General features: G+C 72.3%; 17 protein-coding genes. 6 read left to right on the top strand and 11 right to left on the bottom strand.

The genetic code is table 11. The features are described from left to right. Window position 1 precedes the first annotated feature (1 nt). Genes L324_RS07705 through L324_RS07685 form a run of 5 tightly spaced genes read left to right on the top strand, consistent with a single transcriptional unit; the run spans window position 2 to window position 14,195 of the window. Complete coding sequence (locus tag L324_RS07705) at window positions 2–1,033, top strand: FecCD family ABC transporter permease (protein ID WP_051173756.1); 1,032 nt, start codon at window positions 2–4, stop codon at window positions 1,031–1,033. Then, on the top strand, window positions 1,030–1,806 hold the full coding sequence (locus tag L324_RS07700; RefSeq protein ID WP_037305335.1) for an ABC transporter ATP-binding protein: 777 nt from the start codon (window positions 1,030–1,032) through the stop codon (window positions 1,804–1,806). The genes L324_RS07705 and L324_RS07700 overlap by 4 nt, the downstream gene beginning before the upstream one ends. Next, complete coding sequence (locus L324_RS07695; protein WP_037305334.1) at window positions 1,800–11,756, top strand: non-ribosomal peptide synthetase; 9,957 nt, start codon at window positions 1,800–1,802, stop codon at window positions 11,754–11,756. Before L324_RS07700 ends, L324_RS07695 begins: the two co-directional genes overlap by 7 nt. Beyond that, window positions 11,753–13,159 carry a DHA2 family efflux MFS transporter permease subunit gene (locus tag L324_RS07690; RefSeq protein ID WP_037305333.1) on the top strand — a complete coding sequence of 469 codons (1,407 nt, stop codon included), beginning with the start codon at window positions 11,753–11,755 and terminating at the stop codon, window positions 13,157–13,159. Before L324_RS07695 ends, L324_RS07690 begins: the two co-directional genes overlap by 4 nt. After that, window positions 13,152–14,195, top strand: a complete 1,044-nt coding sequence (locus tag L324_RS07685) for a 3-deoxy-7-phosphoheptulonate synthase (RefSeq protein WP_037305332.1) — start codon at window positions 13,152–13,154, stop codon at window positions 14,193–14,195. Before L324_RS07690 ends, L324_RS07685 begins: the two co-directional genes overlap by 8 nt. 28 nt (window positions 14,196–14,223) lie before the next feature. Here L324_RS07685 and L324_RS07680 read toward each other — a convergent pair whose 3' ends face one another. The 9 genes from L324_RS07680 to L324_RS07640 all read right to left on the bottom strand — a co-directional run bounded on the left by L324_RS07680 (window position 14,224) and on the right by L324_RS07640 (window position 23,608). After that, window positions 14,224–14,661, bottom strand: coding sequence for an SRPBCC family protein (locus L324_RS07680; RefSeq protein ID WP_037305331.1), 438 nt, complete (start codon window positions 14,659–14,661; stop codon window positions 14,224–14,226). Between the two features lie 129 nt (window positions 14,662–14,790). After that, a complete protein-coding gene (locus L324_RS07675) occupies window positions 14,791–15,411 on the bottom strand; it encodes a hypothetical protein (RefSeq protein ID WP_037305330.1) in 621 nt (206 codons plus the stop codon). Window positions 15,412–15,511: 100 nt separating this feature from the next. Next, window positions 15,512–16,168, bottom strand: a complete 657-nt coding sequence (locus tag L324_RS07670) for a response regulator transcription factor (protein ID WP_037305329.1) — start codon at window positions 16,166–16,168, stop codon at window positions 15,512–15,514. Then, window positions 16,147–17,217 carry a hypothetical protein gene (locus L324_RS07665; protein ID WP_037305328.1) on the bottom strand — a complete coding sequence of 357 codons (1,071 nt, stop codon included), beginning with the start codon at window positions 17,215–17,217 and terminating at the stop codon, window positions 16,147–16,149. The genes L324_RS07670 and L324_RS07665 overlap by 22 nt, the downstream gene beginning before the upstream one ends. After that, the gene (locus tag L324_RS07660; protein ID WP_037305327.1) at window positions 17,210–18,313 is read right to left on the bottom strand and encodes a sensor histidine kinase; all 1,104 of its coding nucleotides are present in this window, start codon (window positions 18,311–18,313) and stop codon (window positions 17,210–17,212) included. Before L324_RS07660 ends, L324_RS07665 begins: the two co-directional genes overlap by 8 nt. A gap of 9 nt (window positions 18,314–18,322) precedes the next feature. After that, window positions 18,323–19,351 (bottom strand): hypothetical protein, encoded by a 1,029-nt coding sequence (locus L324_RS07655; protein WP_037305326.1) that lies wholly within the window; start codon window positions 19,349–19,351, stop codon window positions 18,323–18,325. After that, on the bottom strand, window positions 19,348–20,253 hold the full coding sequence (locus L324_RS07650; protein ID WP_037305325.1) for a TolB family protein: 906 nt from the start codon (window positions 20,251–20,253) through the stop codon (window positions 19,348–19,350). Before L324_RS07650 ends, L324_RS07655 begins: the two co-directional genes overlap by 4 nt. After that, window positions 20,250–21,464 carry an MFS transporter gene (locus L324_RS07645; RefSeq protein WP_037305324.1) on the bottom strand — a complete coding sequence of 405 codons (1,215 nt, stop codon included), beginning with the start codon at window positions 21,462–21,464 and terminating at the stop codon, window positions 20,250–20,252. Before L324_RS07645 ends, L324_RS07650 begins: the two co-directional genes overlap by 4 nt. 14 nt (window positions 21,465–21,478) lie before the next feature. Further along, window positions 21,479–23,608: a metallophosphoesterase gene (locus L324_RS07640; RefSeq protein ID WP_037305323.1), complete on the bottom strand. Its 2,130-nt coding sequence runs from the start codon at window positions 23,606–23,608 to the stop codon at window positions 21,479–21,481. A gap of 172 nt (window positions 23,609–23,780) precedes the next feature. On the opposite strand from L324_RS07640, the gene L324_RS07635 reads away from it, so the two are divergent. Next, the gene (locus L324_RS07635; protein ID WP_051173730.1) at window positions 23,781–24,722 is read left to right on the top strand and encodes a helix-turn-helix domain-containing protein; all 942 of its coding nucleotides are present in this window, start codon (window positions 23,781–23,783) and stop codon (window positions 24,720–24,722) included. Here the strand turns inward: L324_RS07635 and L324_RS07630 are convergent. Together L324_RS07630 and L324_RS07625 are read right to left on the bottom strand one after the other, a co-directional pair. Further along, window positions 24,685–25,332, bottom strand: coding sequence for a TIGR03943 family putative permease subunit (locus L324_RS07630; RefSeq protein ID WP_037305322.1), 648 nt, complete (start codon window positions 25,330–25,332; stop codon window positions 24,685–24,687). The two genes, L324_RS07635 and L324_RS07630, sit on opposite strands and share 38 nt — an antisense overlap. Further along, window positions 25,329–26,288: a permease gene (locus L324_RS07625; RefSeq protein WP_037305321.1), complete on the bottom strand. Its 960-nt coding sequence runs from the start codon at window positions 26,286–26,288 to the stop codon at window positions 25,329–25,331. Before L324_RS07625 ends, L324_RS07630 begins: the two co-directional genes overlap by 4 nt. Between the last annotated feature and the right edge of the window lie 9 nt (window positions 26,289–26,297).

Raw genomic sequence — 26,297 nt, 5'->3', positions numbered from 1 at the left:
CATGAACAAAGCGAGCGCCTTCGTCGTGCGGCGCGGGCGGTTCTCCGCCCGGCTGGAACGCCGCACCCTCTTCTTCCTCGTGGCGATGGTCGCGGTCATCGCCTGCCTGACGCTGCTCGGGCTCTGTTACGGCGCGGCGTGGGCGAGTCCCGCCCGCGTGTTCGCCGCGCTCACCGGATCCGGCGGCGGCCCCGGGGTCGTCATCCGGGAATGGCGGCTGCCCAGGGTGCTGGCCGGGCTGGTGTTCGGCGCCGCGCTCGGGCTGGCGGGCGCGATCTTCCAGAATGTCACCCGTAACCCGCTCGGCAGCCCGGACGTCATCGGCCTCGACGCCGGCGCCTACACCGGCGCCCTGTTCGCGATCACCGTGCTGTCGGGGACTTCGACGCAGCTGACCATCGGCTCGGTGGCGGGCGGCGTGGTCACGGCCGCGATCGTGTACGCGTTGTCGCTCGGCGGCGGCCTGTCCGGATTGCGGCTGATCGTCATCGGGATCGCGATCAACGCGATGCTGACCGCGTTCAACTCGTGGATCGTGCTGCGCGCCGAACTGGAGATCGCGATCGCGGCCGTCGGCTGGAACGCCGGTTCGCTCAACGGGGTCGGCTGGGACGACGTCGCCATCCCGTTCGCGGTACTGGCGATGCTGTTCGCCGTGCTGGCCACCCGGGCGCCGTCGCTGCACCAGGCCGCGCTCGGCGGCGCGCTCGCGGTCACCACCGGCGTCCGGTGGGACCGGCTGCGGCTGCAGCTGGTGCTGATCGGCGTCGGCTGCACGGCCACGGTCACCGCCGTCGCCGGGCCGATCGCGTTCATCGCGCTGGCGGCCCCGCAGATCGGGCGGCGGCTGGCCCGCACGCCCGGGATCGGTTTGCTGCCCGCCGCGCTCACCGGCGCCGTCCTGCTGACCGCCGCCGACCTGGCCGCCCAGATGCTGCTCGCGCCGGAAGCGCTGCCGGTCGGTGTGGTCAGCACCGTGATCGGCGGCGGCTACCTGATCTGGCTGCTCACCAAGGAGGTGCGGCGCACATGAGTGCCCGTTTGACCGCGCGGGAACTGACCCTGCGCTACGGCGACCGGATCGTGTCGACCCGGCTGAGCCTCGACGTGCCCGACCGCGCGTTCACCGCCGTCGTCGGACCGAACGCCTGCGGCAAGTCGACCTTGCTGCGCGCGTTCGTCCGGCTGCTGCGCCCCGCGGAGGGCGCGGTCCTGCTCGACGGCGAGGACGTCGGTTCCTTCCCCGGCAAGGGTTTGGCGCGGGAACTCGGTTTCCTGCCGCAGGATCCGGTGGCACCGGAGGACGTCCGCGTCCGGCAGCTGGTCGCGCGCGGCCGGTTCCCGCACCAGTCGCTGTTCGCGTCGTGGTCCGAAGAGGACGAACGGGCGGTGCTCGACGCGATGACCGCGGCCGGGGTGGCGGGACTGGCCGACCGGCCGGTGCAGGAACTCTCGGGCGGCCAGCGGCAGCGCGTGTGGGTGGCGCTGGTGCTGGCGCAGAAGACGCCGTACCTGCTGCTCGACGAACCGACGTCGTTCCTCGACATCGCGCACCAGTACCAGCTGCTGAACCTGCTGGCGCGGCTGCGCGACGAAGGCCGCACGGTGATCGCGGTCCTGCACGACATCAACCAGGCCTGCCGGTACGCCGATCATCTCGTCGCGTTGCGGAACGGCCGGATCGTCGCGGAAGGCGCGCCCGCCGACATCGTCGACGCGGAGCTGATGAAGGAGGTCTTCGATCTCCCCAGTGTCGTCGTACCCGACCCGGTGACCGGAACCCCGATGGTGGTGCCCTCATGCTGAACCTCACCGGAGCCCAGCGGGGTATCTGGACCGCGCAGCGGCTCGAACCCGACTCGCCGTACTACGTCGTCGGTGACGTGATCGAGATCGACGGCGACCGGCCGGTCGACCTCGGCGCCCTGATCGACGCGATCCGGGCCACCACCGAGGAGGCCGACAGCCTGCGGTTGCGCGTCTTCGACACGCCGGACGGGCCCCGCCAGCTGGTGTCGGACGAGCCGGTGCCGCCGCCGAGGGTGGTGGATCTGCGCGGGGAGGTCGATCCGGTCGCGGCCGCGCACGAGCGGGTGGACGCGGAGCGCCGCCGGGTCGCCGAAGCGTGCCGCGAAATGGTGGACCGGCCGTTGTTCGCCCACCTCGTCCTGCGGCTTTCGGAGTCGCACGTGTGGTTCACCCAGCTCGGGCACCACCTGGTGTTCGACGGCTACACCGCGGCGATGCTCGCGCGCCGCACCGCCGCCCGCTACACCGCTTCGGCACTGGGCAAGGAGACACCGCCCTCGACGTTCGCGCGCTTCGCCGATCTCGTCGAGGCCGATCGCTCCTATCGCGAGAGTGACCGGTTCGACCAAGACCGCGACTACTGGCGCGAGCGGTTCACGCCGTTGCCGGATCTCGACGACGGCGGCAGCGCTTCGGGCCCACCCGAGCACACCGTCACCGCGAGGGCGGTCTTGCCCGCTTCGGACGTGGCTCGCCTGCGCGAACTGGGGAAACGCGCGGGAACGACCTGGGGCGACGCGCTGATCGCCTGTTACGCCGCCTTCCTGTACCGCGTGCTCGGCCGGTCCGACGTCGTGTTCGCGATGCCGTTGATGTGCCGCGAGGGCGCCGCGCTGCGGACCCCGGCGATGGCGGTCAACGTGCTGCCGCTGCGGGTCACGGTGCTGCCGGAGGACTCCGGCGCCGAACTGACCGCGCGGGTCGCGGGCGCGCTGAAGGAGATGCGCGCGCATCAGCGTTATCGCGGCGAGGACCTGCCGCAGGATCTGGCGGTGCCCGGGGCGGGCGCGTTGCTGCACGGCCGCGGCATCAATCTCAAGGCGTTCGACCTGAAGCTCGACTTCGCGGGCTCGCCCGGCACCATGCGCAACGTCGCGGGCGGCCCGCCCGAGGACATGGGCCTGTCCGTGCTCCCGACCTCGGACGGCGGGCTGCTGCTCGGCTTCGAGGTCGACGCGCGGACCCACGACCAGGCCGCCGTCGACGCCAAGCTGACCGCGCTGCGCTGCTTGATCACCGCGCTGACCGAACGGGACGGTCCGGCGGTCGCCGGTGCGGACCTGGTCCCGGCGGGGGAGCGGGACGCGTTGCTGCGGTCGTGGTCCACGCCCGCCCCGGACGCCGAACTCCTTGATGTACCGGAACTTCTCGCTCGGCTCGATCCTGAACAGACCGCACTGGTCTTCGGTGACGAACGGCTGACCGGCGGCGAACTCGTCGAACGGGTGCACCGGCTGGCGCGGGTGTTACGTGCGCGTGGAATCGGGCCCGACGACGTCGTCGCGCTGGCCCTGCCGCGCTCGGCCGATCTGGTCGTCGCCCTCCTGGCGGTCCTCGACGCGGGTGCCGCGTTCCTGCCGCTGGAGCTGTCCCATCCCGTCGAACGGCTGCGTGAACTCGCCGCCGAAGCCGGCGCGGTGCTCACGGTCACCCACGACCCGGAAATCCTGCCGGGACCGCATCTGCTGCTCGGCGAAACCGATCTGTCCACAGTGGATCTATCGCCGCTTCCGGTGCCGCGTCACCCGGAACAGCTCGCGTACGTCATCTTCACCTCCGGCTCCACCGGACGTCCCAAGGGCGTCCTCGGCCGGGTCGGCGGACTGGCGACGCTGCTGCGCCACCACCGCGCGACCACGGTCGCCGAGACCGAACGCGCCGCGGGCAGGCGGCTCCGGGTCGCGCACACCTACTCGTTCGCCTTCGACTCCGCGCTCGACCAGCTGATGTGGCTGTTGTTCGGGCACGAACTCCACGTCTACGGCACCGAGGTGGCGCGGGACGCCGACGCGCTGCTCGCGGCGTTCGCCCGCGACCGGATCGACGTCGTCGACACCACGCCGTCGATGGCCGCGCCCCTGATCGAGGCCGGACTGCTCGACGGTCCGCATCCGCCGTCGCTGCTCGTCCTCGGCGGCGAGGCGACACCGCCCGCGCTGTGGCGCCGCGTGGCGGAGTCCGGTGTCCGTGCCCGCAACATGTACGGGCCGACCGAGGCCACTGTGGATGGTGCCGGATCCTGGCTGGACGCCGGGGGACCGACGATCGGGACCGCGGTACCGGGTACGGCGGTCCGGGTGCTGGACGCCGCGCTGTGTCCGGTTCCCGTGGGAACGCCGGGTGAGCTGTACCTCGCCGGACCGCATCTGGCGCGCGGCTATCTCGGACGGCCCGGCGCGACCGCCGAACGCTTCGTCGCCGATCCGTTCGGCGCGCCCGGCGACCGGATGTACCGCACCGGCGACCTCGCGCGCTGGGTGCCCGGTCGCGGGCTGGTGTACCTGGGCCGCCGCGACGGCCAGGTGAAGGTGCGTGGCCACCGCGTCGAACTCGGCGAGGTCGAGGCCGCGCTGGCCGCCGTGCCCGGCGTCCGTGCGGCGGCCGCCGCGGTGCGCGGGCCGAGGCTCGTCGGCTACGTCGTCGGCGAGGTCGTCCCGGATGCCGTCCGCGCGGACCTCGCCGGACGGGTGCCCGAGCACCTCGTACCCGCCGCGGTGGTCGTGCTCGACACGCTTCCGTTGACCGTCAACGGGAAGATCGACCGGGCGGCGCTGCCCGCCCCGCGCGCGGCGGCCGGGCGCGTCGCCGCCACCGAACGCGAACGGCTGCTGTGCGCGACCATCGCCGAGGTGATCGGCGTCGAGGAGGTCGCCGTCGACGACGACTTCTTCGCGCTGGGCGGCGACAGCATCACCGCGATCAGCGTCAGCAGCAGGCTGCGCGCGCACGGCCTCGACCTGCGGCCGCGCGATCTGCTGGCCCGTCGCAGTTTCGAGGCGCTGGCGGCGGCGAGCGCGGAACTCGGCGGCCCGGCGGATCCGCCCGACGAGCCCATGGGCGAGGTGCCCGCCCCGCCGATCGTCCGCGCCCTGCTCGACCCGCATCCGGACGTCGCGGCCATCGCCGGGTACACCCAGTGGACCGCACTCCGGCTCGACGAGGACCTTCCGCTCGACCGGCTCCTCACCGGCGTCCAGACGATCTTGGACCACCACGACGTCTTCCGGCTGCATTCAGAGGACGAAATGCGGGTGCGCGAACGGGGTGCGGTGAAGGCGGCCGACGTCGTCATCGAAACGACGGGCGATCCGGCGGAGGTCGCCGCGGGTCTCGCGGACTCACTCGATCTCCGGACCGGCGTGCTCAAGGTCGCCCTGCTGCCGGAACACCTCGTCATCGTCGTGCACCACCTGGCGATCGACGGCGTTTCCTGGCGCGTCCTCCTTCCGGACCTCCACGCGGCTTGCGCCGGGGAACAGCTCGAACCGGTTACGACGTCGTGGCGGCGGCACGCGCTCCGCCTTGCCGGACAAGGGACTTCGGGTGCTCGGCGCAGCGAACTCGAGCACTGGCGTGGCGCGCTCGCCGGTCCGCGGCTCGGCGACCGGCCGCTCGACCGGGCCGTCGACACGGTCGCGACTGCGCGGCGCTCGGTCACCGTCGCCTCGCCGGACCAGACCGAGGCGGTCCTCACCAGCCTGCCAGCGGCCTACCGCGCCGGACCGGACGACGTCCTGCTCGCCGCGCTCGTGCTCACCCTCCGAGCGTGGCGAGCCGCCCCGGTCGAGGCTGAAACCGTGTCCCTCGAAGGACATGGCCGGGACCAGGACGGCTTGGACCTGTCGCGCACCATCGGCTGGTTCACCACCGAGCATCCGCTGCGCGTACCGGCCACCGCGGTGGCCACGACGATGGACTTCGAGAGCGCGCTCGCGGGCGGCGACGCGGCCGGAAAGCTGCTGCGGGCCGCCAAGGAGGCCAAACGCGCCGTCCCGGACAACGGCGTCGGCTTCGGCGTCCTCCGGTACCTCGACCCGCTCACCCGGGACGAACTCGCCGCCGTCCCGCCGCCGGACGTCGTCCTCAACTATCTGGGCCGGTTCGCGGCACTGCCCGGCACCGGCTGGCGGCTGCCCGAAGAAGATCCGTTCGCGGTGACCGAACCCGAGGACAAGTCACTGGAGCAGGTCCTGGCCTTGAACTGCTTCGTCCGCGAGGACGGCCGTCCCCGGCTCGCCGTCGAGTGGACCGCGGCAGGCGAGGTCCTGCCGGAGGAAAGCGTCGCGGCACTCCAAGAAGCGTGGTCGCGAGCGCTGGACGCCATGGCCGCGCACGCGGCCCGGATCGGACCGGACGGCGGGGGACTCACGCCGTCGGATCTGCCGCTGGTCGGCCTCGGCCAGGCCGACATCGACACGCTCGAACGCCAGGGCCGGGTCGAGGACGTCCTGCCCGCGACCCCGTTGCAGACCGGGCTCGCGTTCCACACCCTGGCGCGCGGCGACGACGACACCGACGTCTACGTGGTGCAGGCCGTCACCCTGCTCAGCGGCGCGCTCGACGCCGGGCGCATGCGCGAGGCGGCGGCGGAGGTGCTGCGACGGCATCCCGCGTTGCGCGTCCACCTGCACACCACCGACGCGGGCGAAGTCGTCCAGGTGGTGCCCGCCGAGGTCACGCTCGACTGGCGGTTCGCGAACGTGTCACCGGAGCGGGTCGACGAGGAATGCCGTGCCGAACTCGCGCGGCCGTTCGATCCGGCGACCCCGCCGCTGATCCGGTTCCTGCTGCTCACCCTCGGCCCGGACGAGCACCGCCTGGTGCTCACCAACCACCACGCGCTCCTCGACGGCTGGTCGATGCCACTCGTCGGCAGGACGCTCCTGGCCACCTACGCCGAACTCGGCGGCGGCCCGGCGGCGCCGGTCGCGCCTCCGCTTTCGGAGTACCACCGTGTGCTCGGCGAACGCGACCCGGACGCGGCGCTGGCGGCATGGCGTGAGGCGCTGGCCGGGCTCGACGAGGGTACCCGGCTCGCCCCGGCGAGCGTCGAGTCCACTGTGGAGCGTCCGGAGCGCGTCACCGTGGAACTGGGAGGGGAGTTCAGCGAACGGCTGCGCGCCTTCGCCCGCGAACGCGGGGTCACCCCGACGACGGTGTTCCAGACCGCCTGGGGTGTCCTGCTCGCCAGGCTGACCGGCCGCCGCGACGTCGTCTTCGGCTGCCCGGTCTCGGGCCGCCCGGCCGAGGTCCCCGGCGTCGAGCGGATGATCGGGCAGCTGGGCGGCACGATCCCGGTGCGGGTGCGCTTCGATCCCGCCGACACCGCGGTGACCGTGCTGGACCGCGTGCACACCGAAAGCGTCCGGCTCACCGAGCACCACCACGCCGGGCTGCCGGACATCCAGCGCGCGATCGGTGTCGGCGACCTGTTCGACACGATGCTGGTGATGGAGAACTTCCCGCTCTCCAGCCGTGCCCGCACCACCCTGGCACCGGGACTGGATCTCGTCGGCGTCGACATCACCGACGCCACGCACTATCCGCTCACGGTGATCGTGCTGCCCGGCGACGAGTTCACCGTCGGGCTCGGCTACCAGCCGCAGGCGTTCACCCGCGACGAGGCCGAGTCCTTCGGCCGGTGGCTGCGCGCGCTGGTGCACGAGATCGTCACCGATCCGGCGCGGCCGGTGGCCCGGCTCCGTGCGCTCGACGCCGATGAGGAACGGGAGATGCTGCGCCTCGGCGAAGGCCCGGAACCGAAACGGGAACGCGGTGGCATGCTGGCGGAGTTCGGCCGCTGGGTCCGGGAGACCCCGGACGCCGAAGCCGTCGTCTGCCGGGACCGGAGCCTGACCTACGCCGAACTGGACCGGCGGGCCAACCGGCTCGCGAACACCCTGATCGACGCCGGCGTGAAACCCCAGGACCCGGTCGCGGTCCTGCTGCGCCGCGACGTCGACCTCGTGGTCGCGCTGTTCGGCGTGATCAAGGCGGGCGCGGTGCACGTGCCGATGGACCCGGACTACCCGGCCGACCGGCTGGCCTACATGCTCGGCGACATCAGGCCCGCGGTCGTAGTGTCCACTTCGGACGTCGGCGGTCTTCCGGTGATCGACCCGGCGGAACTGTCCACTGAGGACACCGATCCGGCCGTGCCGTCGTGCGAGGACGCGCTCGCGTACGTCATCTACACCTCCGGGACCACCGGCAAGCCCAAGGGCGTGGCGGTGCCGCACCGCGGCGTCCCGAGCCTGATCGCGCTGCAGGAGGACATCGTCGGGATCGGCACCGCCGAGCGGTACCTGCACTTCGCCTCGACCGGTTTCGACGTCGCCTTCTGGCAGTTCATGCTGCCGCTGCTGTCCGGCGGCACCTCGGTCATCGCGCCGGAAGAAGTGCGGGTCTCTGGCGACGACCTGCTGGCCTACGCCGCCGAACACCGCGTCACCGGGCTCAACCTGCTGCCGTCGTTCCTCTCCGCGATGCCCGACGACGCGACCGTCGATCCGGACGTGTTCTTCGTCGTCGGCGCCGAACGGCTCGACCCGGAACTGGCCCGGCGCTGGGGGGACCGGCGGGCGCTGTTCAACGCCTACGGCCCGACCGAGGTCACCATCAACTCGGTCACCTGGCACTACGACCCGGCCGATCCCGGTCCGCTGCCGATCGGCCGCCCGGACCCCGAGGTCCGCGCGTACGTGCTCGACGGCGGGCTGCTGCCGGTCGGCACGAACGTCACCGGTGAGCTGTACCTGGCCGGGCCGAAGCTGGCCCAAGGCTATGTCGGCCGGGCGGCGCTGACGGCCGAACGCTTCGTCGCGGATCCGTTCGGCGAGCCGGGGGAGCGGATGTACCGGACCGGTGACCTGGTCCGCTGGCGCCCGGACGGCCAGATCGTGTTCCTCGGCCGGGCCGATCACCAGGTGAAACTGCGTGGGTTCCGGATCGAGCTCGGCGAGATCGAGACCGCGCTGACCGCGCACGACGACGTCCGCGCCGCCGCGGTGATCGTCCGGGAGGAGCGGCTGGTCGCCTACGTCGTCCCCGTGGACGGGGCCGAGCCCGATCCGGCGGTGCTGCGCGAGCACCTCGCCGCGGAACTGCCCGCGTACATGGTGCCCACCGCGTTCGTCGCGCTGGACCGGTTGCCGCTCGGCCCGAGCGGCAAGCTGGACCGGGCCGCGCTGCCCGCGCCGGAAGCCCGCTCCGGCGGCGGCCGGGAACCCGCGACCCCGGCGGAAGCCGTGCTGCTGCGGGTGGTCCGCGAGCTGCTCGGTCCCGGCGTCGGACTGGACGACGGTTTCCTGGACGCGGGCGGCGACAGCATCGCCTCGCTGCGGGTGGTCTCCCGCGCCCGTCGTGAGGGACTGCACCTGACCGCGCGTGACGTGCTCGAAGGCGGCACGGTCGCCGGGATCGCCGCGCGCTGCGGCGAACCGGAACGGGCCGAGGAGGCCCACGCGGTCGGGGACGCCCCGCTGACGCCGATCATGCGCGATCTCCTGCGGCGCGCGGGAAAGGCGGCGGACGGGTTCTGCCAGTGGGTCGAGATCTGCGTGCCCTCGGCGGACGACGTGCCGCGCTGGCTGTCGGTGCTCGACGCCGTCCTCGCCCGTCACGACGTCCTGCGCGCGCACCTGATCGAGGACGCGCTGCGCATCCCGGACATCGGCGCGGTGACCGGTGCCGACGTGCTCACCTCCGTCCGCACGGCCGGTGATCCGCGCTCGGTGCTGGACGCGCAGGTCGAGCAGATCGTGGCACAGATGGACCCGCGGACCGGACCGCTGCTGCGCGCGGTGCTGCTGGACGCGGGGGAGGACCGACCGGGACGGTTGCTGCTGGTGGCACACCATCTCGTCGCCGACGCGGTGACCTGGCGCGTGCTGGTCGACGACCTCGAACAGGCCTTCCACGGCACCACCCTGCCCCGGCGCGGGCAGTCGTTCCTGGGCTGGGCGCGGTCGCTGCGTGCCGCCGCACCGCATCGAGAGGACGAAATGCCGTACTGGCGGGGGATCGCGGCGGCGCCGGTGGCCCCGCTCGGCCGCGCCCCGCTCGATCCGGTGCGCGACACCGTGGCGACCGCCCGGCATCACCGGATCGACGTCGGCGAGGACACCACCCACGCCGTGCTCACCGCGCTGCCCTCGGCCTACCGCACCGGGCCGGACACGGTGCTCCTGACCGCGCTCGCCCGCGCGGTCGCGGCCTGGCGCGGGACACCGGCCGATCTGCTCGTCGCCGTCGAGAGCCACGGGCGTCCGGGGCACACCCCGGACTTCGCGGGCAGGGTCGATCTGGCCCAGACCGCGGGCTGGTTCACCGCCGTGCATCCGGCGCGGATCGCCCCGCCCGCCGGGCCGCTGCCGGACGCGCTGCGGGCCGTGCGCGACCACCTGCGCGCCGCGGGCGACGGCCTCGGCCACGGAATCCTCGGCGCCGGCGGCCCGCGGCCCGACGTCGCCTGGAACTACCTCGGCCGCTTTCCCGCGCCCCCGGCAGGGGAAACCCTGTGGGAGCGACCGCCGGACGCCGATCCGCTCGGTTCGGGCGGCGGCGCGGAACTGCCGCTGCCGTACGCGCTCACGGTGAACGCGATGGTCCCGGACGGCGGCACGCTCGGCGTCCGCTTCACCTGGCCGTCCGCGTTGTTCACCGAGGACGAGATCGCGGTGCTGGGCGAGCATTTCCGTCGTGAGCTGGACGCGCTCGCCGCCGACGTGCCGGGGCCGGGCGAGGTCCTGCCGCTGACGCCGCTCCAGGAGGTGATCCTGCGCGAGTCCCGGACCGCGGAAGAAGATCCGTACCCGGTGCAGGCCGCGTTCACGCTGTCCGGCGACCTCGACGTCGAGGCACTGCGGACGGCGGCGGCCGCACTGGTGCGACGGCATCCGAACCTGGGCGCGGTCTTCCCGCCGTCCCACGAGGTCCAGGTGATCCCGGCGGAACCGGAGGCCGGATTCCGTGTCCGTGAGGTGTCCGAAGTGGACACCGCGCTGGACGAAGAACTCGCGGAACCGTTCGACTTGGCGAACGGTCCACTGTGGCGGGTCACGGTGCTGCGCGGCGGGCCCGGCAGGCAGACCCTCGTGCTGACCAGTCACCACTTGCTCTCCGACGGCTGGTCCGCGCCGAGGATCCTCGGCGAGTTGTTCGCGCTGTACGCGGGGAAACCGTTACCCGATCCGGTCCCGTTGAGCCGGTACACCCGCCTGCTCGCCGCGGCCGATCACGCCGCGGACGTCAGGGCGTGGCGGGCGGAACTCGACGGCCTGCCCGAAGGCGACCACCTGCCGCGTACCGGCGGGAGCGCCGCACCCGCCCTGTTCACTGTGGACGGCGCGCTCGTCGCGGAAATGACCCGGCTGGGCACGTCACGCGGACTCACCGTCAACACCCTGCTGCAGGGTGCCTGGGCGGCGGTGCTCGCGGCCCGCGCCGGGCGGCCGGACGTCTGCTTCGGGATCATGACCTCGAACCGGGCATCCGAAGTGGACGGTGTCGAGGAGATCATCGGCCTGCTGGCCAACAGCGTCCCGGTCCGCACCCGGTTCACCGGCACGGTCGCCGGGACGCTGGCCGACCTGCAGGCCCGGCAGCAGGCGATGGCCGGCCACCACCGGATCGGCCTGCCCGAACTCGCGTCGTTCGCCGGACGCGACCGGCTGTTCGACAGCCTGCTCGTGTTCGAGAACTACCCGGTGGATCCGGCGAAGCTACGCGAACCCGCGCCCGGCCTGACCGTCACCGGCACGCGGTTCCGGGAACGGACGCACCATCCGGTGAGCGTCACCGTGATCCCCGGCGGACACGGCTGGGAAGGCGTTCTGTACGCGCGGGACACCGACGCCCGCGCCTTGGCCGACGAGCTGGTCCGGTTCCTCCGGGAGCTGCCGTCCTGGCTGGACGGCGACGCCGCCGGGTTCGTGGGCAAGCGATGACCGCGCGTCCGGTCGACGCCGCGCTGTGGCGCACGGCGGCGGTGCTGGTACTCGGCACCTTCATGGCGACGCTGGACAGCACGATCGTCTCGGTCGGGGTCGACACGCTCGCCGAGGAGTTCGGCGCGCCCGTCACCGGCGTCCAATGGGTGACCACGGCCTATCTGCTGGCCGTGGTCACCGCGGTGCCCGCGTCCGGCTGGCTCGCCGACCGGTTCGGCGGCCGCCGCGTCTGGCTCACCGCCGTCGTCGTGTTCCTGCTGGCGTCGCTGCTGTGCGCGCTGGCGCCGAGCCTGCCCGCGCTGATCGCCTTCCGTGTCCTGCAAGGACTCGCGGGCGGCCTGCTGCCGCCGACCGGGCAGGCGTTGCTGGCGCGGGCGGCCGGACCGGACCGGATCGGCCGCGTGATCAGCGTCGTCGGTCTCGTGCCGCTGTTGTCGCCGGTACTCGGACCGCTGGCGAGCGGCACGATCCTCGCGGTCGCCGACTGGCCGTGGCTGTTCTACGTCAACCTCCCGGTCGGGGTGGTGGCCGTGCTCCTGGCGCGGCGCTGGGTCCCGGCAGGCGAACCGGGCGGGCGGGGTGACCGGTTCGATTTCCGGGGCGCGCTGTTGCTGTCCCCGGGACTCGCGGTCCTGGTGTTCGGGCTGACGTGGTTCGAGCAGGGGGCGCCGGTGGTCGCCGGAACGGCCGTCGCGGTGGGGGTCGTCATGCTCGCGGCGTTCCTCCGGCACGGTCTGCGGGCCGAAGCGCCGCTGCTCGATCCGCGGCTGGTCACCCAGCCGCCGTTCGGGGTGGCCGCGCTCGCGCTGGTGCTGCTCGGCGCGTCGGTGTTCGGCACGATGTTCCTGCTCCCGCTCTATCTGCAGCGCGGCGCCGGACTGTCCACTTGGGACACCGGTTTGCTGCTGGTGCCACAGGGCATCGGCGCGGCGGCCGGTTCGGTGCTGGTGAACCGGCTCGTCGACCGCCTCGCACCGCGCACCTTGGTACTGAGCGGCATCGGACTGGTCGCCCTCGGTACCGCACCCTTCACACAACTGGGCCACGGTCTCCCGGACTGGGTGATCGTGGTTTCCCTGCTGCTGCGCGGTTTCGGCGCGGCGATGATCGGCGCGCCGGTGATGACGATCGTCTACCGCCGCGTCGAACCCGCCCGGCTGCCCCGCGCGGCCGGGGCACTGAACCTGCTCAACACACTCGGCGGCTCGATCGGTACCGCGGTGCTGGCCGTGGTGCTGCAGGCCCGGTTGGCCGCGCGCGGCCAGGACGTCGCCACGGCCTTCGCCGACGCTTTCTGGTGTGTGCTCGGCCTCGCCGTCGTGGCGGTGGCCGGTGCGACGCGGCTGCCCCGGGCCGGGGCGGCCGCCCCCGACAAGAAGAGAGGTCACGCGGATGCCTGACCAGGACACCTTGCCCAGCCCAGCCGAGGTGGGCACGGACAACGTCGTCGCGGCGGAGATCGCCCGGCATCGCGAAACCGTCGCGAACGTCCTCGCCCGTCGCGACTCCCGGCTGCTCGTCGTCGTCGGACCCTGTTCGGTGCACGACACCGACGGTGCGCTCGACTACGCGCACCGGCTCGCCGAGGCGTCGCGCCGGTTCGCCGACGACCTCGTCGTCGTCCTGCGCGCGTACCTGGAGAAACCGCGGACGATCGCGGGCTGGACCGGCCTGGTGCCCGACCCCACCCTGGACGGCAAGGGCGATCTCGCGGCCGGAGTCCGGATCGGACGGCGGTTCCTGGTCGACGCCGCCGCGACCGGGCTGCCGCTGGCGTACGAGTTCGTCGACCCGTTCCTGGCGCCCTACTTCGCCGACACCGTCAGCTGGGGCGCGATCGGGGCGAGGACCGTGGCCAGCCAGCCGCACCGGCACCTGTCGTCGTGGCTGCCGATGCCTGTGGGCATGAAGAACTGCGTCTCCGGACGGCTCGACACGGCGGTCGCCGCGGTCCGGGCGGCCGGGCTGCCCCACGTCTTCCCGGGGGCCGCGGCGGATGGCCGTCCGCGGATCCTGCGCAGCGCCGGGAACTCCGACGCCCACCTCGTCCTCCGCGGTGGCCCGAAACCGAACCATCACGCGCACGCGGTCGCGGACGCCCTCGACGCGCTGACGGCCGCCGGCCTGCCGCACCGGCTCGTGGTCGACGCCTCGCACGGCAACAGCGGCAAGGACCACAACCGGCAGCCCGTGGTCGTCGCGGATCTGGCGGACCAGATCTCGGCGGGCAACGACGCGCTGGCCGGGGTGATGATCGAGTCGTACCTGTCCGACGGCAGGCAGGACGTCGGTTCCCTGCCGCCCCGGCCGGACCTCAGCATCACGGACGCTTGCCTGGGCTGGGAGCGGACGGTGCCGCTTCTGGAGACGCTGGCCTGCGCGAACGCGGTGCGGCGGATCAGCGCCCCTCGGCGCTCTTCGCGTTCAGTCCTCTGAATGCGAAGACCTTCAAGCGCGAAGACCTTCAGGTGCGGAGGCCTTCCAGCACCTTGGTCATCGTCGGCACGAGGTCGTCGCCCATCTTCTCGAATTCCCGCTTGAGGAAGGGATCCGCGAGTTTCGCCAGCCCGTGGAACTTGATGGTGGCGTGGTAGCTGATGGTCGTGGTGCCGTCTTCTTCGGTCACCGTCAGATCGTCGGTGGAGGTGGCGGTCTTGTTGCTGCCGACGAACACGATCCGCCCCGGGTCCAGCCGGTCGAGGCGATAGGTCAGCTCGGTCTTCTTGCCGCGGAACTCGGACACGTTGCGCCACTGCGCCCCGACGGCGATCGGGCCGGTGTCCGCCCGGGTGCAGGACACGGTGCCGGGGTCCCACTCCTCGGCGTGCGCGAAGTCGCGCAGGTACTCGACCACGGTCTGGACAGGGGTGCGGACGGTGATCGTCCGGTGCACGTCAACCACCTGCCCAACGGTACGCAGGCTTCCCGGTACCCGCAGTGTGGTGCGGAGCTGAAGGGCCCTTTCCCCGCATCTGACGCGGTGAAGGGCGCTTTCCCCGCATCGCATGCGGGGAAAGCGCCCTTCAGCTCCCTACTTCTTCCACATGATCGGGTCGTCCTTGTAGCCGTCACCGTCGCCGTAGGTCGCGCCGCCGACCTCGCCGCCGTCGCGCACGGCCTGGAGTTCGCAGGTCTCGTAGGTGGCGCCGACGGTCTTGAAGTCCTTCTTCGCCGTCTCGGACTGGCACTTCGGGGTCTCGCCGGTGATGATCACGCCGGTGCCCTTGCCGTCCGGGCCCACCGCGCGCAGCCGCACCGTGCTGTAGGTGAGGTCCGTGCCGCCCACGTTCTCCACCGTCATCCGGATGTATACCGGCGTCATGCCCTTGGCCTTGTCGCCGTAGGCCGCGAGGTCGTCCTTCGGTCCCAGCTCGATCGACTTGACGGTGATCGCGATGGTGCCGGCCTTGTCGTTGCCGTACTTGAACGGGACGACGGCGCGGTCGCCGACCTTGAGTTCGGAGCCGGGAGCCGTCGCGTCGGCGTTCGAGACCGGGACGGTGCCGCTGGTCGCGGGTGAGGACGCGGGAGCCGACGTCGGCGCCGGAGCGGGGGCGGGCGCCGGGGAGCCGCCCTGTTCACCGCCGCAGGCGGACAGCAGCAGCGCGGCGGCGCAGCCGGTGGCGGACAGGGCGATGCGGGCGGTCTTCATGGATCTCCTCGGACTTCCGCCGGACCGGTACCGGCGTTCTCGCCACGCACCGTAGTCCATACGGGAGTAGCGCGGTGTGGGCCATTCGCACCACAGTCGATCACAAGTCGCTTAAGCCGATCAGTCCATCCTGGATCGCCCGCGCGACGAGCGCGGCCTTCGTCGGGGCCTCCCGGCCGATCTGGGCGTATTTGACCCGGATCCGCTCGAGATGCGAGTTGACCGTGTTCGGCGAGATCCCCAGCCGGTGCGCGACGAACTCCTTCGACTCCGACTGGAACCACTCGATGAGCACTTCGGTCTCCCGCGCCGAGAGGGCGGGACGCCGGTCCGAGCGGTCCCCGGCCAGCGCCCCCGCCAGCGACGGCGGCGTGTACGGCCGGTCCGCGGCGGCCGCGCGCACGGCTTCGAGGAGGTGCTCCGCGCCTTCGGCCTTGGTGAGATAGCTCAGTGCGCCGAGTTCGAGGCACCGCAGCACGGTCTCGTCGTCGGCCCGCATCGAGTAGACGACGACCCGCCTGCCCACCTCGGTGAGCCGGCGCAGATCGCCCATCGCCGGGGTGGTGCTGTTCAGGTGCAGGTCGAGGATGACGACGTCGGCCTCCGCGCCCTCGCCGATCCAGGCGGCCCGCACGTCCTCACCCTCGGCCACCACCGTGACCGGCGGGGTCCCCGAGGACAACCAGTGCACGACCCCGGCCCGCACGGCCGGATGGTCGTCGACGACCACCGCGGTCAGTTCGGTCGCGAACGCCATTTCGCCTCCATCCACGATCGTTCTCCCAGCGTGTGCCATTCGACGTCGACGGAGCCCGATCCGTTCACCGGCGGCTCCGGTTCACCGTCGGTGATCGCCGCGACCCGGATCTCGTCACCGGCACGCAGCACGCTGACCCGCGCCTGTGACCGGGCGGCGACCAGCGCGGCCATGAGCGGTCCGGTCAGTTCCCGGCGGACCTCCGTCGGCACCGGCGCCGGTTCGCCGCTGACCGCCAAGGCCACCGTCAGCCCCCGCCGTTCGGCGAGATCGACACACGCCGACACCTCGTGCACCAGCGGATCGGGGACATCGTCGTTCTCCGCGAACAACCGCCGCAACTGCGTCGCCGCGAGCGCGCACCGCCGCCGCACGGCCTCGTCACGCGGATCCAATGTGCGGTCGGCCAGTCCGGCGAGCAACGGCAGCGTGGTGCCCAGCTGACCGGCGAACCGGCTCCGCTGATCGGCCTCGCGCTGCTCGGCCAGTGCCCTGCGGTGGAGCAGCCGGTCCCGCTCGGCCGACGCCGCCGCGGCTTCCCCCGCCCGCCGGTACACGACCCGCACCAGCGCCAGCGTGGCGAGCTGGAAGGTGATCACGCTGAGCCCGCCGATCACCACACCGCTGATCTCGGCCCGGTCGGCGGGGGCGGCGGTGACCAGCCGGACGACGTCCAGCACCAGTTGCGCGCCGAGCGCGGCCACCGCGGCCACCGGCCGGTCGAGCAGCAGGACCAGCAGATGCCAGCCGACCAGGCCGAAGACCCAGTGCTGTTCGCCGAACAGTTCACCCGGCGGTACCGCCCAGCTCGCCACCGCCGAGGCGGTCAGTGCGACGACGGTGCCGATCACCCCGGTGGGCCACGGAACCGGCCTGCCCCGCAGCACCCACCACGACGCGATCACGAGGACGACACCCAGCGCCGTGAACGCGGCCCGGCTTTCGGCCCCGGCCACCCGGGGCAGGCTGAGACCGAGCTGGATCACCACGGTGATGCCCAGGATCGCGATCCGGCAGCCACCGAGGACCCGGTCCGCGGTCTCATCCATCGGGCCACACCAGTTCCACCGTGGTCCCCGCGCCGGGTGCGGAGGTCACCCGCGCGCGGCCGCCCACCGCGGCCATCCGTTCGACGAGCGAGCCCCGGACACCCCGCCGCTGTGCCGGGGTCGCGGCCGGATCGAACCCGCGGCCCTCGTCCCGGACGGTCACCCGGACGCCGTCTTCGACCGTCAGCCGGGCTTCGCCGACACCCGCGTGGCGGTCGACGTTCACCAGCGCCTCGCGGACGGCCCGGACCAGGGCGAGCGCGGCCGACGCCGGCATCGGCGGAAGCGGCGACCACCGCGTCTCGACCTTCACCGGGCTTTCCGCGAGCACGCCGCGCAGCGACGTTTCGAGATCGACCATCCCGCCGGGGCCGGATTCACCGGTCAGGATCGCGAGATCCCGGCGGGCGTACTCGGCGACCTCGGCCGGTTCCGTGCTTTCGCCGCGCTGGGCCACCGTGAGGAAGGTTGCCGCCGCCGTGTCGTGCAGGACCGCCAGATACTCCCGTTCCTGCCGTCGTCGTTCCACGGCAAGGGATTCCTCGCGGGCCAGCCGGGCGCGCCGCTCGCGCAGGTCGTCGATCCGGCGCGTCGTGCGCAACAGCAGGAGGAAGGCGCCCCTGGCGAGCGCGGCTTCGAGCACCACCCGCAGCACCACCGGAAGGCCGTCCTCGAACCCGAGCGGCGGTACCTCGATCGCCAGCAGGCAGGCGACGGCGGGCACGGTGATCTTCGGCGGCCATTCCCATTGCAGGGTGATCGCGGTGATGGTGAGGACGTTCAGCGCCCACTGGTTCAGCTCGCCCGCTTCGGGCGCGGTCAGGAACTGGGTGCCGCAGATCGCGGCGGCGCGCACCAGGGTCAGCGCGAACGCCACCGGCCTGCCCCGGCCCGTCTTCCCCGCCAGGTGCTCGGCCACGGCGGTGCCCAGCGCCAGCGCGAGCAGCCCCAAACCCAGCGGGAGCGCGTCCGGCGGCGTCGCGAGCACCCCGAAAACGCTGATCACCACCAGCCCCGCGCCCCGGGCGGGTCCGGCGAACCGGCCGACCACCGTCAAGAACTCCGCTTCGACGGAGGTCTCACGATCGGGCGGCACGGGCAGCAGTCAAGCAGATGCCTCAAGTGTGCGCAGGTCCAGCACCCGCCAGGTCAGCGCCTCGTTCCCGCCCGCCGACCACCAGACGAACGGCCCCCGCGCCAGCACGGTGCCGAACTCCGCCGCCAGGTCCGCCGTCCGCCCGGTGGCGGTGTCGTAGAGGACGAGCGCGCCGCGGTCGTCGTCGACCACGACGGCGAACCGGTCGAGCACGACGACGTCGCCGAACGCCGGCCGGATCCCCTTCCCGCCGACCCGCCTGCGCTCGGAGCCGTCGGGTCTCATCAGGTCGAAGCGCGCTGTCCCGCTCTGGCGCAGTACCTGGACCCGGCACCAGGACGGTGTGCAGTCGACCAGTTCGGCGCTCTGCCCGCCGACCTTCGTGACCCGGCCGTCGCGGACGTCCACGAGGTCCGAAGGTCCGGCCTGCTCGACCGCCGCCGACGTCGCGAACGGCCACGCGGTCAGCGCGAAGTCGCCGGGCAGCGGCGTGGCGGTCACCGGGCCGCCGGACAACGCCACCGTCCGCACCTCGGTGGCGTCACCCCGCGTGGCCACCCACCCGGCCTGCCCGTCGTGCACGACGAGGTCGTACTGGGAGTCCAGGAGCACGACCCGCCCGGTGTCGGCGGTGACGAGGACGGGGTTCTCGCCGCGTGGCCCGGCGCGCCACAGTGAGCCGGTGCCGGCGATGTCGGACAGTTCGAGCCACACCAGCGCGTCCGGCGCGGTGGCGACGACGAACCGGGGTGAACCCGACGACGGGACCTCGCGGAGCACGCGATCTCCCACCGTCAGCCGGATCGAGTCGCTCGCTCGCGTGACACCGGCGGAGACGGCGGAATCGAGGTACGCCAACGGCGTGTAAGGCGCTCCGGAGACGGCATGCTCGGTGATCCGCGCCCCCGGCCAGACGTCGGTGAGCGACGGGACGGCCGGAGAGGCGGGGGTGGGGGACTGTCCGGGCAGGACCACGACCGCGACGGCCGCCAGCACCGCCAGCGCCAGGCCGAGCGGTGTGCAGTCGCGCGGGATCACCGCACCACCGCCGGTGAGGAGGCGGCCGCGCGGAGGAGCGTGGGCGCGCCGGTCCCGTCGGCGGGCACCGCGTAGATCGCCTTGTCCCGGCCGTAGGCGACGGTCCTGTCGTCCAGCCACTGCGGCTGGTCGTCGAGATGGGCGGGGTCGGCGAGCGGGACGTCCCGGTCGTCCGCGAGGGAGAGCACGTGCAGCCGCCAGCGATCGCCGTCGCGGAACTTGTAGGCGACGCGGGTGCCGTCCGGTGACAGCGACGGGCATTCGACGTTGCGCCGCAGCGTGGTCAGCGTGCGGGCGCGCAGATCACCTCGCACCAGCCAGGTCCCGCCCGCCGACCTGACGGTGGCGTAGAACGTCAGGTCGTCCCTGGCGAAGGTCACTCCCCAGTAGTTCAGATCCTTGGCGGGGTAAGGCTTTCCGTCCATGATGAGGGCGAAATCCTCCAGGGAGCCGTAGTGGCTGCCGGTGTCCAGGTCGAAGATCCCGGCCGTGGTGGAGAACGTGCCCACCCCGCCGAGATAGGAGTCACCGGAGCGGAACACCGTCCAGCCCACGAGACGGCCGGACGGCGAGACCCGGACCCGCGACGGCATGCCCCATTCGGAGATCCGCCGCGGTTCGGCCCCCGGTTTCGTGACCACCAGTTCGGCCTGGTCGGGCACCGCCGTGGCACGCAGGCAGGCCAGCACACCCGCGGCGACGTCGACCCGCTGACAGGACGGGCCGACACGGTCGTCCTGCCGTACCCGGCCCGCGTCGTCCACGTACAGCAGGCCGCCGTGGGCGAGGTCCAGCCTCTGTTCCGCCACCGCGTCGCCGGTGCGCAGCCCGACGAAGACCGCCCCGGCCACCACCGTGACCACGATCGCCGCGATACCCGCCAGTGTCCGCCTCGCGATCATTTCACCCTCGTTCCGGCCAGCACCGACACCAGCAGCACGACGGCGAAGACCGCGAACGCGGGCCGCAACGCCGTCCCGGCCGCCAGCGCGCCGAACAGCACCGCGCCCGCCGCCCTGGCCACCGACTGTCCTGTTTGGACGAAAGCGAGACCGGTGGCGCGCAAGGACTCCGGCACCAGCGGTGACGCGTGCGCCATCAGGACGCCGTCGGTGCACGCGTAGAACACGCCGTGCGCCGCCAGGACGACCGCCGCGACCGGCCATCCGCTCACGGAGACCGCCAGGACGGCATAGGCGGCGAGGAGGACGACGTGGCCCGCGAGGAACACCTTCCAGCGTCCGACGCGGTCGGCGAGCCGTCCGATCGGGGACGCCAGCGCCATGAACGCCAGCGCCGTCGCCAAGGGCAGCAGGGGAAGCGCGCCCGGCGGCAGCCCCGCGGACCGCTGCACGCCCACGAAGAGGAACATGTCGCCGACGGTGCAGACACCGAGAAGGGCCGCGGCCAGGCAGGTTCCGCGCAGCCCGGGCCGCCGCACGAGGGCGAATCCCGCCCGCAGCCGCACTCGCGAGCGCTCGACGGCCCCGGCGGGGGCACGGACGAACACCGCCAGCACGATCACCGCGATCACGGCCAGGCAGAAGCTCACCCCGAACACCGCCGGATAGTCGCCGGCGAGCACGGTCAGCAGGCCGAACGCGACGAGCGGCCCGAGCAGCGCGCCCGCGGTGTCCATCGCGCGATGCACGCCGAACGCGCGGCCGAGACCGGCGGCGGGGGTGGCGAGGGTGATCATCGCGTCCCGCGGCGCGGTCCGGATGCCCTTGCCCGCGCGATCGGCCCCGATCACCAGGCCGATCGCGCCGAGCGAGGACCCGGCCGCCGGGAACGCGAGTTTCGTCGCCGCCGACACGCCGTAGCCCACCAGGGCGACCGCCTTCGGCCTGCCGAGACGGTCGGCGAAGTAGCCGCCCGCCAGCCGCAAGAGCGCCGTCGCGCCGGTGTAGAGCCCGTCGATCGCCCCGAGTTGCAGGTAACCGACGCCGAGCCCGTAGACGAGGTACAGGGGAAGCACGGCCGTGACCATCTCGGCGGACAGGTCCGTGATCAGGCTGACCACGCCCAGCCCGAGGACGGTGGCGGGCACCGGGTGTTTCGCCCGCCCGGCGGGCCGGGCGGGATCGGCGGAGCGGACGGTGGAGACGTACATGGCGGCCTTCCGGGCTACGCGGTGACACGGATGTCGTCGACCGCGGATTCCCACAGCGACGCGGTGCTCGCGTCGGCGGCCTCGACCAGCAGCCGGACACCGCGCCCGGCGAACGACGACAGATCGGCCGTCGCGGTCTGCCAGACGCCCGCGACCTCGGTGGCCGAGCCGGTCTTCTCGAACACCGTCGTCGGCGTCGTGCCGTCGAGTACGCGGACCCGCAGGTAGTCGGCGGAGGTCGCGTTGTCCCCGTGCGCGAAGGTGTAGGAGAAGGTCAGCTTCCCGCCCGCGGGAACGGTGAACAGCGGCGAGGTCATCGACGAGACACCGCCGTCGAGGTCGTTGACGCCGTATTCCGACCCGGCCAGCCGCCCGGTGACCAGGCAGTTCGCGCCGCTGGTGGTGTCGCCGCGCTGTTTGACCTGGTTGCTGTAGGTCGATGTGGTCTGCTCGGGATCGCCGCGTTCCCACCGGCCCGCGGTGGCGGTGTCGGATCCGGCCGCGTCGAGCCGCCAGCCCTTGTCGGTCTCGAAGTCGTCGGCGAAGGCTTCACCACCCGCCGCGCCCACACTCACCGAGAGAGCAGCGGTGTGGGTGGCCGAACCGGAGGACCCGGTGATCGTCGCGGTCGCCGTACCGGCCGCGGCCTCCGACGCGGACAGGGTCAGCGTCGCCGTCGCACTGCCGTTGGCGGGCGGCGTGACCGTCGACGGGGAGATCGTCCCGGTCACGCCCGAAGGCAGGCCCGACACCGAAAGCGCGGTGGCCGAGGAGAAACCGCCCGTGCTGCCGACGGTCACCGTCACCGACGCCGTCCCGCCCGGTTTCACCGAGACCGACGCCGGGTCGGCGCCGACCGAGAAACCGGGGGAGGAGACGCCCTTCTTGCATTTCCCGGTCGCCGTGTCGGTGAAGGTGCGGCCCGAGACGGGCACGAAGTCGCTGCGGTAGTCGGTTGCGGTCAGCGTCAGCTTGCCGACGCCGAAGGTGTTGGTGTTGCCCGCTTCCTGCACGGCGGCCGAAGACTGGTCGAAGTTGTAGTAACCCCGGCCGCCGGTGCCGATCAGCACCTCACGGACGCCGTTCACGTCGTCGCGGGTGCCGTCCGGCCGCGACGGCGCGTACCGCTGGTAGTTGTGGTCGTGGCCGACGATGACCAGGTCCGCCTTCGCGTCGTAGAGCGTCTGGAAGAACGGCGTCACCGACGAATCGTCGCCGTGGGTGCCGCGGCTGAACCGCGGGTGGTGGAAGAACGCGGCCGTGCAGGGTTTGGTGCTCGCCGCGAGATCGTTCTTCAGCCAGGTCACCTGCGCCGATCCGGCGGTGCGGGTGATGTTGGAGTTGAGCGCGACGAAATGCCAGTCACCGACGTCGAAGCTGTAATAGCCCTTGCCGCGTTCACCGGCTCGCGCGCCGAAGTAGTCGAAGTACCCGGAGGCGCCCGAGGTGTTGTATTCGTGGTTGCCGGGCGTCGGGTAGGTGATCGCCTTGAACTGGCCGTAGTTCGGGTCGTAGTTGTTCTTGTACTCGGTCAGCGTGCCGGAGCTGTAGGCGTTGTCCCCGGCCAGGATCAGCGCCTGCGGGTTCATGTTCTTGACCAGCGGCGCGGTCTGGTTGCACGAGGATCCGCAGACGTCGCCGACCGCGGCGACGGTCGTGGTCGCCGCGGCGAGCGGCCGGTCGCCCGCCTGGTAGGCGTCGATGACGAAGCGGCTGGCGGGATCGGCGAGGGCGGCCGAGACCCGGACACAGTCGCCTTCGAAGGCGCGGGTGTGGAACGCCTTGCCGGGCCAATGCCGCGCGGTGAGCGTGAACGAACCGGCCCTACTGCCGGTGAGCGTCACCGAATCGTTGCCGCGTAGGGAAAGTTCGGTGAACCGCACGCGGAGCCACTGTGCGCCGGAGGCGCAGACCGACCGGGCGGACGCGGCCATGGTGGAGGTGCCGCCGGCGGACACCGAGGAGGGACCGGCGGTGACGCCCGTTTCGGTCAGTTGCGGGACCTCGTCGGCCAGCGCGGGTACGGCGGGCGGCGGGGTCCCGCCCGCCTGGGGGTCCGCGGCGACCAGGAAGGCCCCGGCCGCCAGGGTGGAGGTCGCGACGGCGAGCGTCCGGCGGCGCCATCGTCTTGTCGTTGAACGCATGGGGAACCCTCTTCGGTCATTGACGGGAGGAGGTGCGATTCGGAATTCGATTTCGACCCTAATCACGGCCGGGGGAGGGTCAACGAAAAGTCGCGAGGGACGCTGGATAACTCTGAACGAGGCCCGGTTCACCGACGAAAGTCGGGCGTTGCGGACGGTACGCTGCGCCTTCATGACGAGTCTCGCTCCGGCGGAATTCGGCGCCGCCCTGCGCGCCGCGATCGAACGCAGCGGGCTGAGTCTCAACGAGATCAGCCGCCGATTGCGCGACCAGGAGACACCGGTGAGCGTCAGCGCGCTGAGTTATTGGCAGAATGGCGAAAACCGGCCGGAACGGGCCAGTTCACTCGCCGCGCTCACCGCGCTGGAAACCATTCTCGGCCAGCGGCCGGAAACCCTGACCGGATTGCTCGGTCCCCGGCGGCCCCGCGGCCGCTGGACCCTTCGTGGCGGCGCGGCCCTGCCCTACGACCAGGTTTGGCGGCGGCCCGAGGAGGTGGCGCGCGCACTGGCCAAAATGGAGGTGACCCCGGACGAGCTGGACACCCCGCACCGGCTCTCGCAATTCCTTTCCTACCGCGTCGACGGTGACGGGCATCAGGAATCGATCCGGGTCCGGCGGCTGATCCGCGCCGATCACGACGGCACCTCGCGCTTCGTGTTCGTGAACCGGTGCAGCAGTATCACGCGGCCGCCCGTGGTGCTGTTCACCGAAGGCTGCCGTCCGGCACGGTTCCGCGCGGACGTCCCGTCGTCGACGTGCGTCTTCGAATTCGCCCTCGACCGCACACTGGCCGCGGGAGAACTCGCCGTCGTGGAATTCGGGGTGCGTTTCCCGCCGGGTCAGGCCAAGAAGCACGTGCAGATCGCGCTCTACCGGCCGGCCCGCGATGTCGCGGTGCAGGTCACCTTCGATCCGGGGCGCCTGCCGGAGCGGTGTGCCGGGTTCTTCCGGCCGCGCGGTTCGCAGCCACCCGAGGAGCGCTGCGAGGCGACGTTCGACCATGACACCAGTACGTTCCAGTTCATCACCCTCGACCCGCAGCCCGGCCAGTACGGGATCCAGTGGAGCTGGCCTATTCGTAGGGGCGTTCGGGCGCGGCCACCGGCGTGACGGCTTCGACCTTGAGGTACGGGATGCGTTCGCCGTTGACGGCGTCCACCACGGAACCCGGCCGGAAGGTGCCGGTGACCTCGATCCAGGTGTCGGGTTCGGCCGGGACGCGGCCGTCCAGGACGATCTTCACCGGCCGCCCGTCGGCGGCGCAGCAGGTCAGGATCATCCGGACCAGCAGAGCCGCGCCGTCCGGGCCGGTGGCGGTGAAACCCGTGAGCACCACCCGCCGCGCACCGAGGGAACGGCCCTCGTCGAACACCGCGCGCGAGGCGTAGTCCAGGACGGTCACCTTCACCGGGTCGCCGTCGGGCAGCGGCGGGTACTCGTCGGACCGGGTCAGCGCCGTGCCCGCGTTGCCCGCCGCGTAACTGCCGAGGGGTTGCGGGGCGACCAGCAGCAGTGCCAGCACCGGGAGCGGCAGCAGCCAGGCCACCTTCGGATGCCGGTGGCGGTTCGTGGCCGCCAGCACCAGTACGAGGACGCCCGAGGCGAGCAGGAACGGCCACAGCCCTTCCTTGACGTAACGCAGGTAGTGGCCGGTCAGGCAGACCTTGACCACGGCCACGCCCAGCAGGAGCAGGACGACGGTCGCCGCGGTGCGGTTCACCAGAGCACCGTGCCGGTGACGGCCGCGCAGCCGAGCGCGACGACGAAAGTGGCCGGGGCGAACCGGACGGCGAACCGCCTGCCGAAGGTTCCGGCCTGCATGGCGAACAGTTTCAGGTCGACCATCGGTCCGACCACCAGGAACGCCAGGCGGGCGGTGAGGGAGAACTGGGTCAGCGACGCCGCCACGAAGGCGTCCGCCTCGGAGCAGATCGACAGCAGGACCGCGAGCACGGCGAGCGCGAGGACGCTGAGGACCGGGTCGTCCGCGACCGCCTGGAGCCAGCGGCCGGGGATCAGGACGTTGAGCGTCGCGGCCGCCAGGGCGCCGACGACCAGGAACCCGCCCGCGTGCACCAGATCGTGCCCCGCCGCGCCGGTGAACGCCCGCCACCGCGGGTCGCCGGGGGAGTGCTCGGGCAGCTTGATCCATTCGGTGCGGCTGAGGGCGAGCCACAGCCAGCCCATGAGGACCGAGGCGGCGAGGCCCGCCGCCGCCCTGGCGAAGACCATCGACGGCCGATCCGGGAAGGCGATCGCCGTGGCGGCCAGCACGACCGGGTTGAGGGCCGGGGCGGCGAGCAGGAACGCCAGCGCCGCGGCGGGCGTGATCCCCTTGCGCACCAGGGCGCCGGCGACCGGGACCGAACCGCATTCGCAGCCCGGCAGCACCATTCCGGTCGCCGCGGCGGCCGGGACCGCGAGGGCGGGATGTTCCGGAAGGGCCTTCGCGAAGAATTCCCGCGGGACGAAGACCGCGATCGCGGCGGAAAGGGTCACACCGAAGACGAGGAAGGGAACGGCCTGGAGCACGACCGAAACGAAGACCGTGGTCCAGGTCTGCACGATCGGCGTCCTGAGAACGTCATCGAGCGGACCTCGGACGAGCAGAACGACAACGAGAAGGCCCGCGAGCACTTCCACCGAACCGATGCGCCTGTCCACTTCGGTCTGCACCGGACCGAC

Source organism: Amycolatopsis orientalis DSM 40040 = KCTC 9412, assembly GCF_000478275.1.
In the GTDB taxonomy this organism is placed as follows: domain Bacteria; phylum Actinomycetota; class Actinomycetes; order Mycobacteriales; family Pseudonocardiaceae; genus Amycolatopsis; species Amycolatopsis orientalis.
Note: the sequence above shows the minus strand (reverse complement) of the source record. Positions and strands in the feature narration are given on the sequence as shown.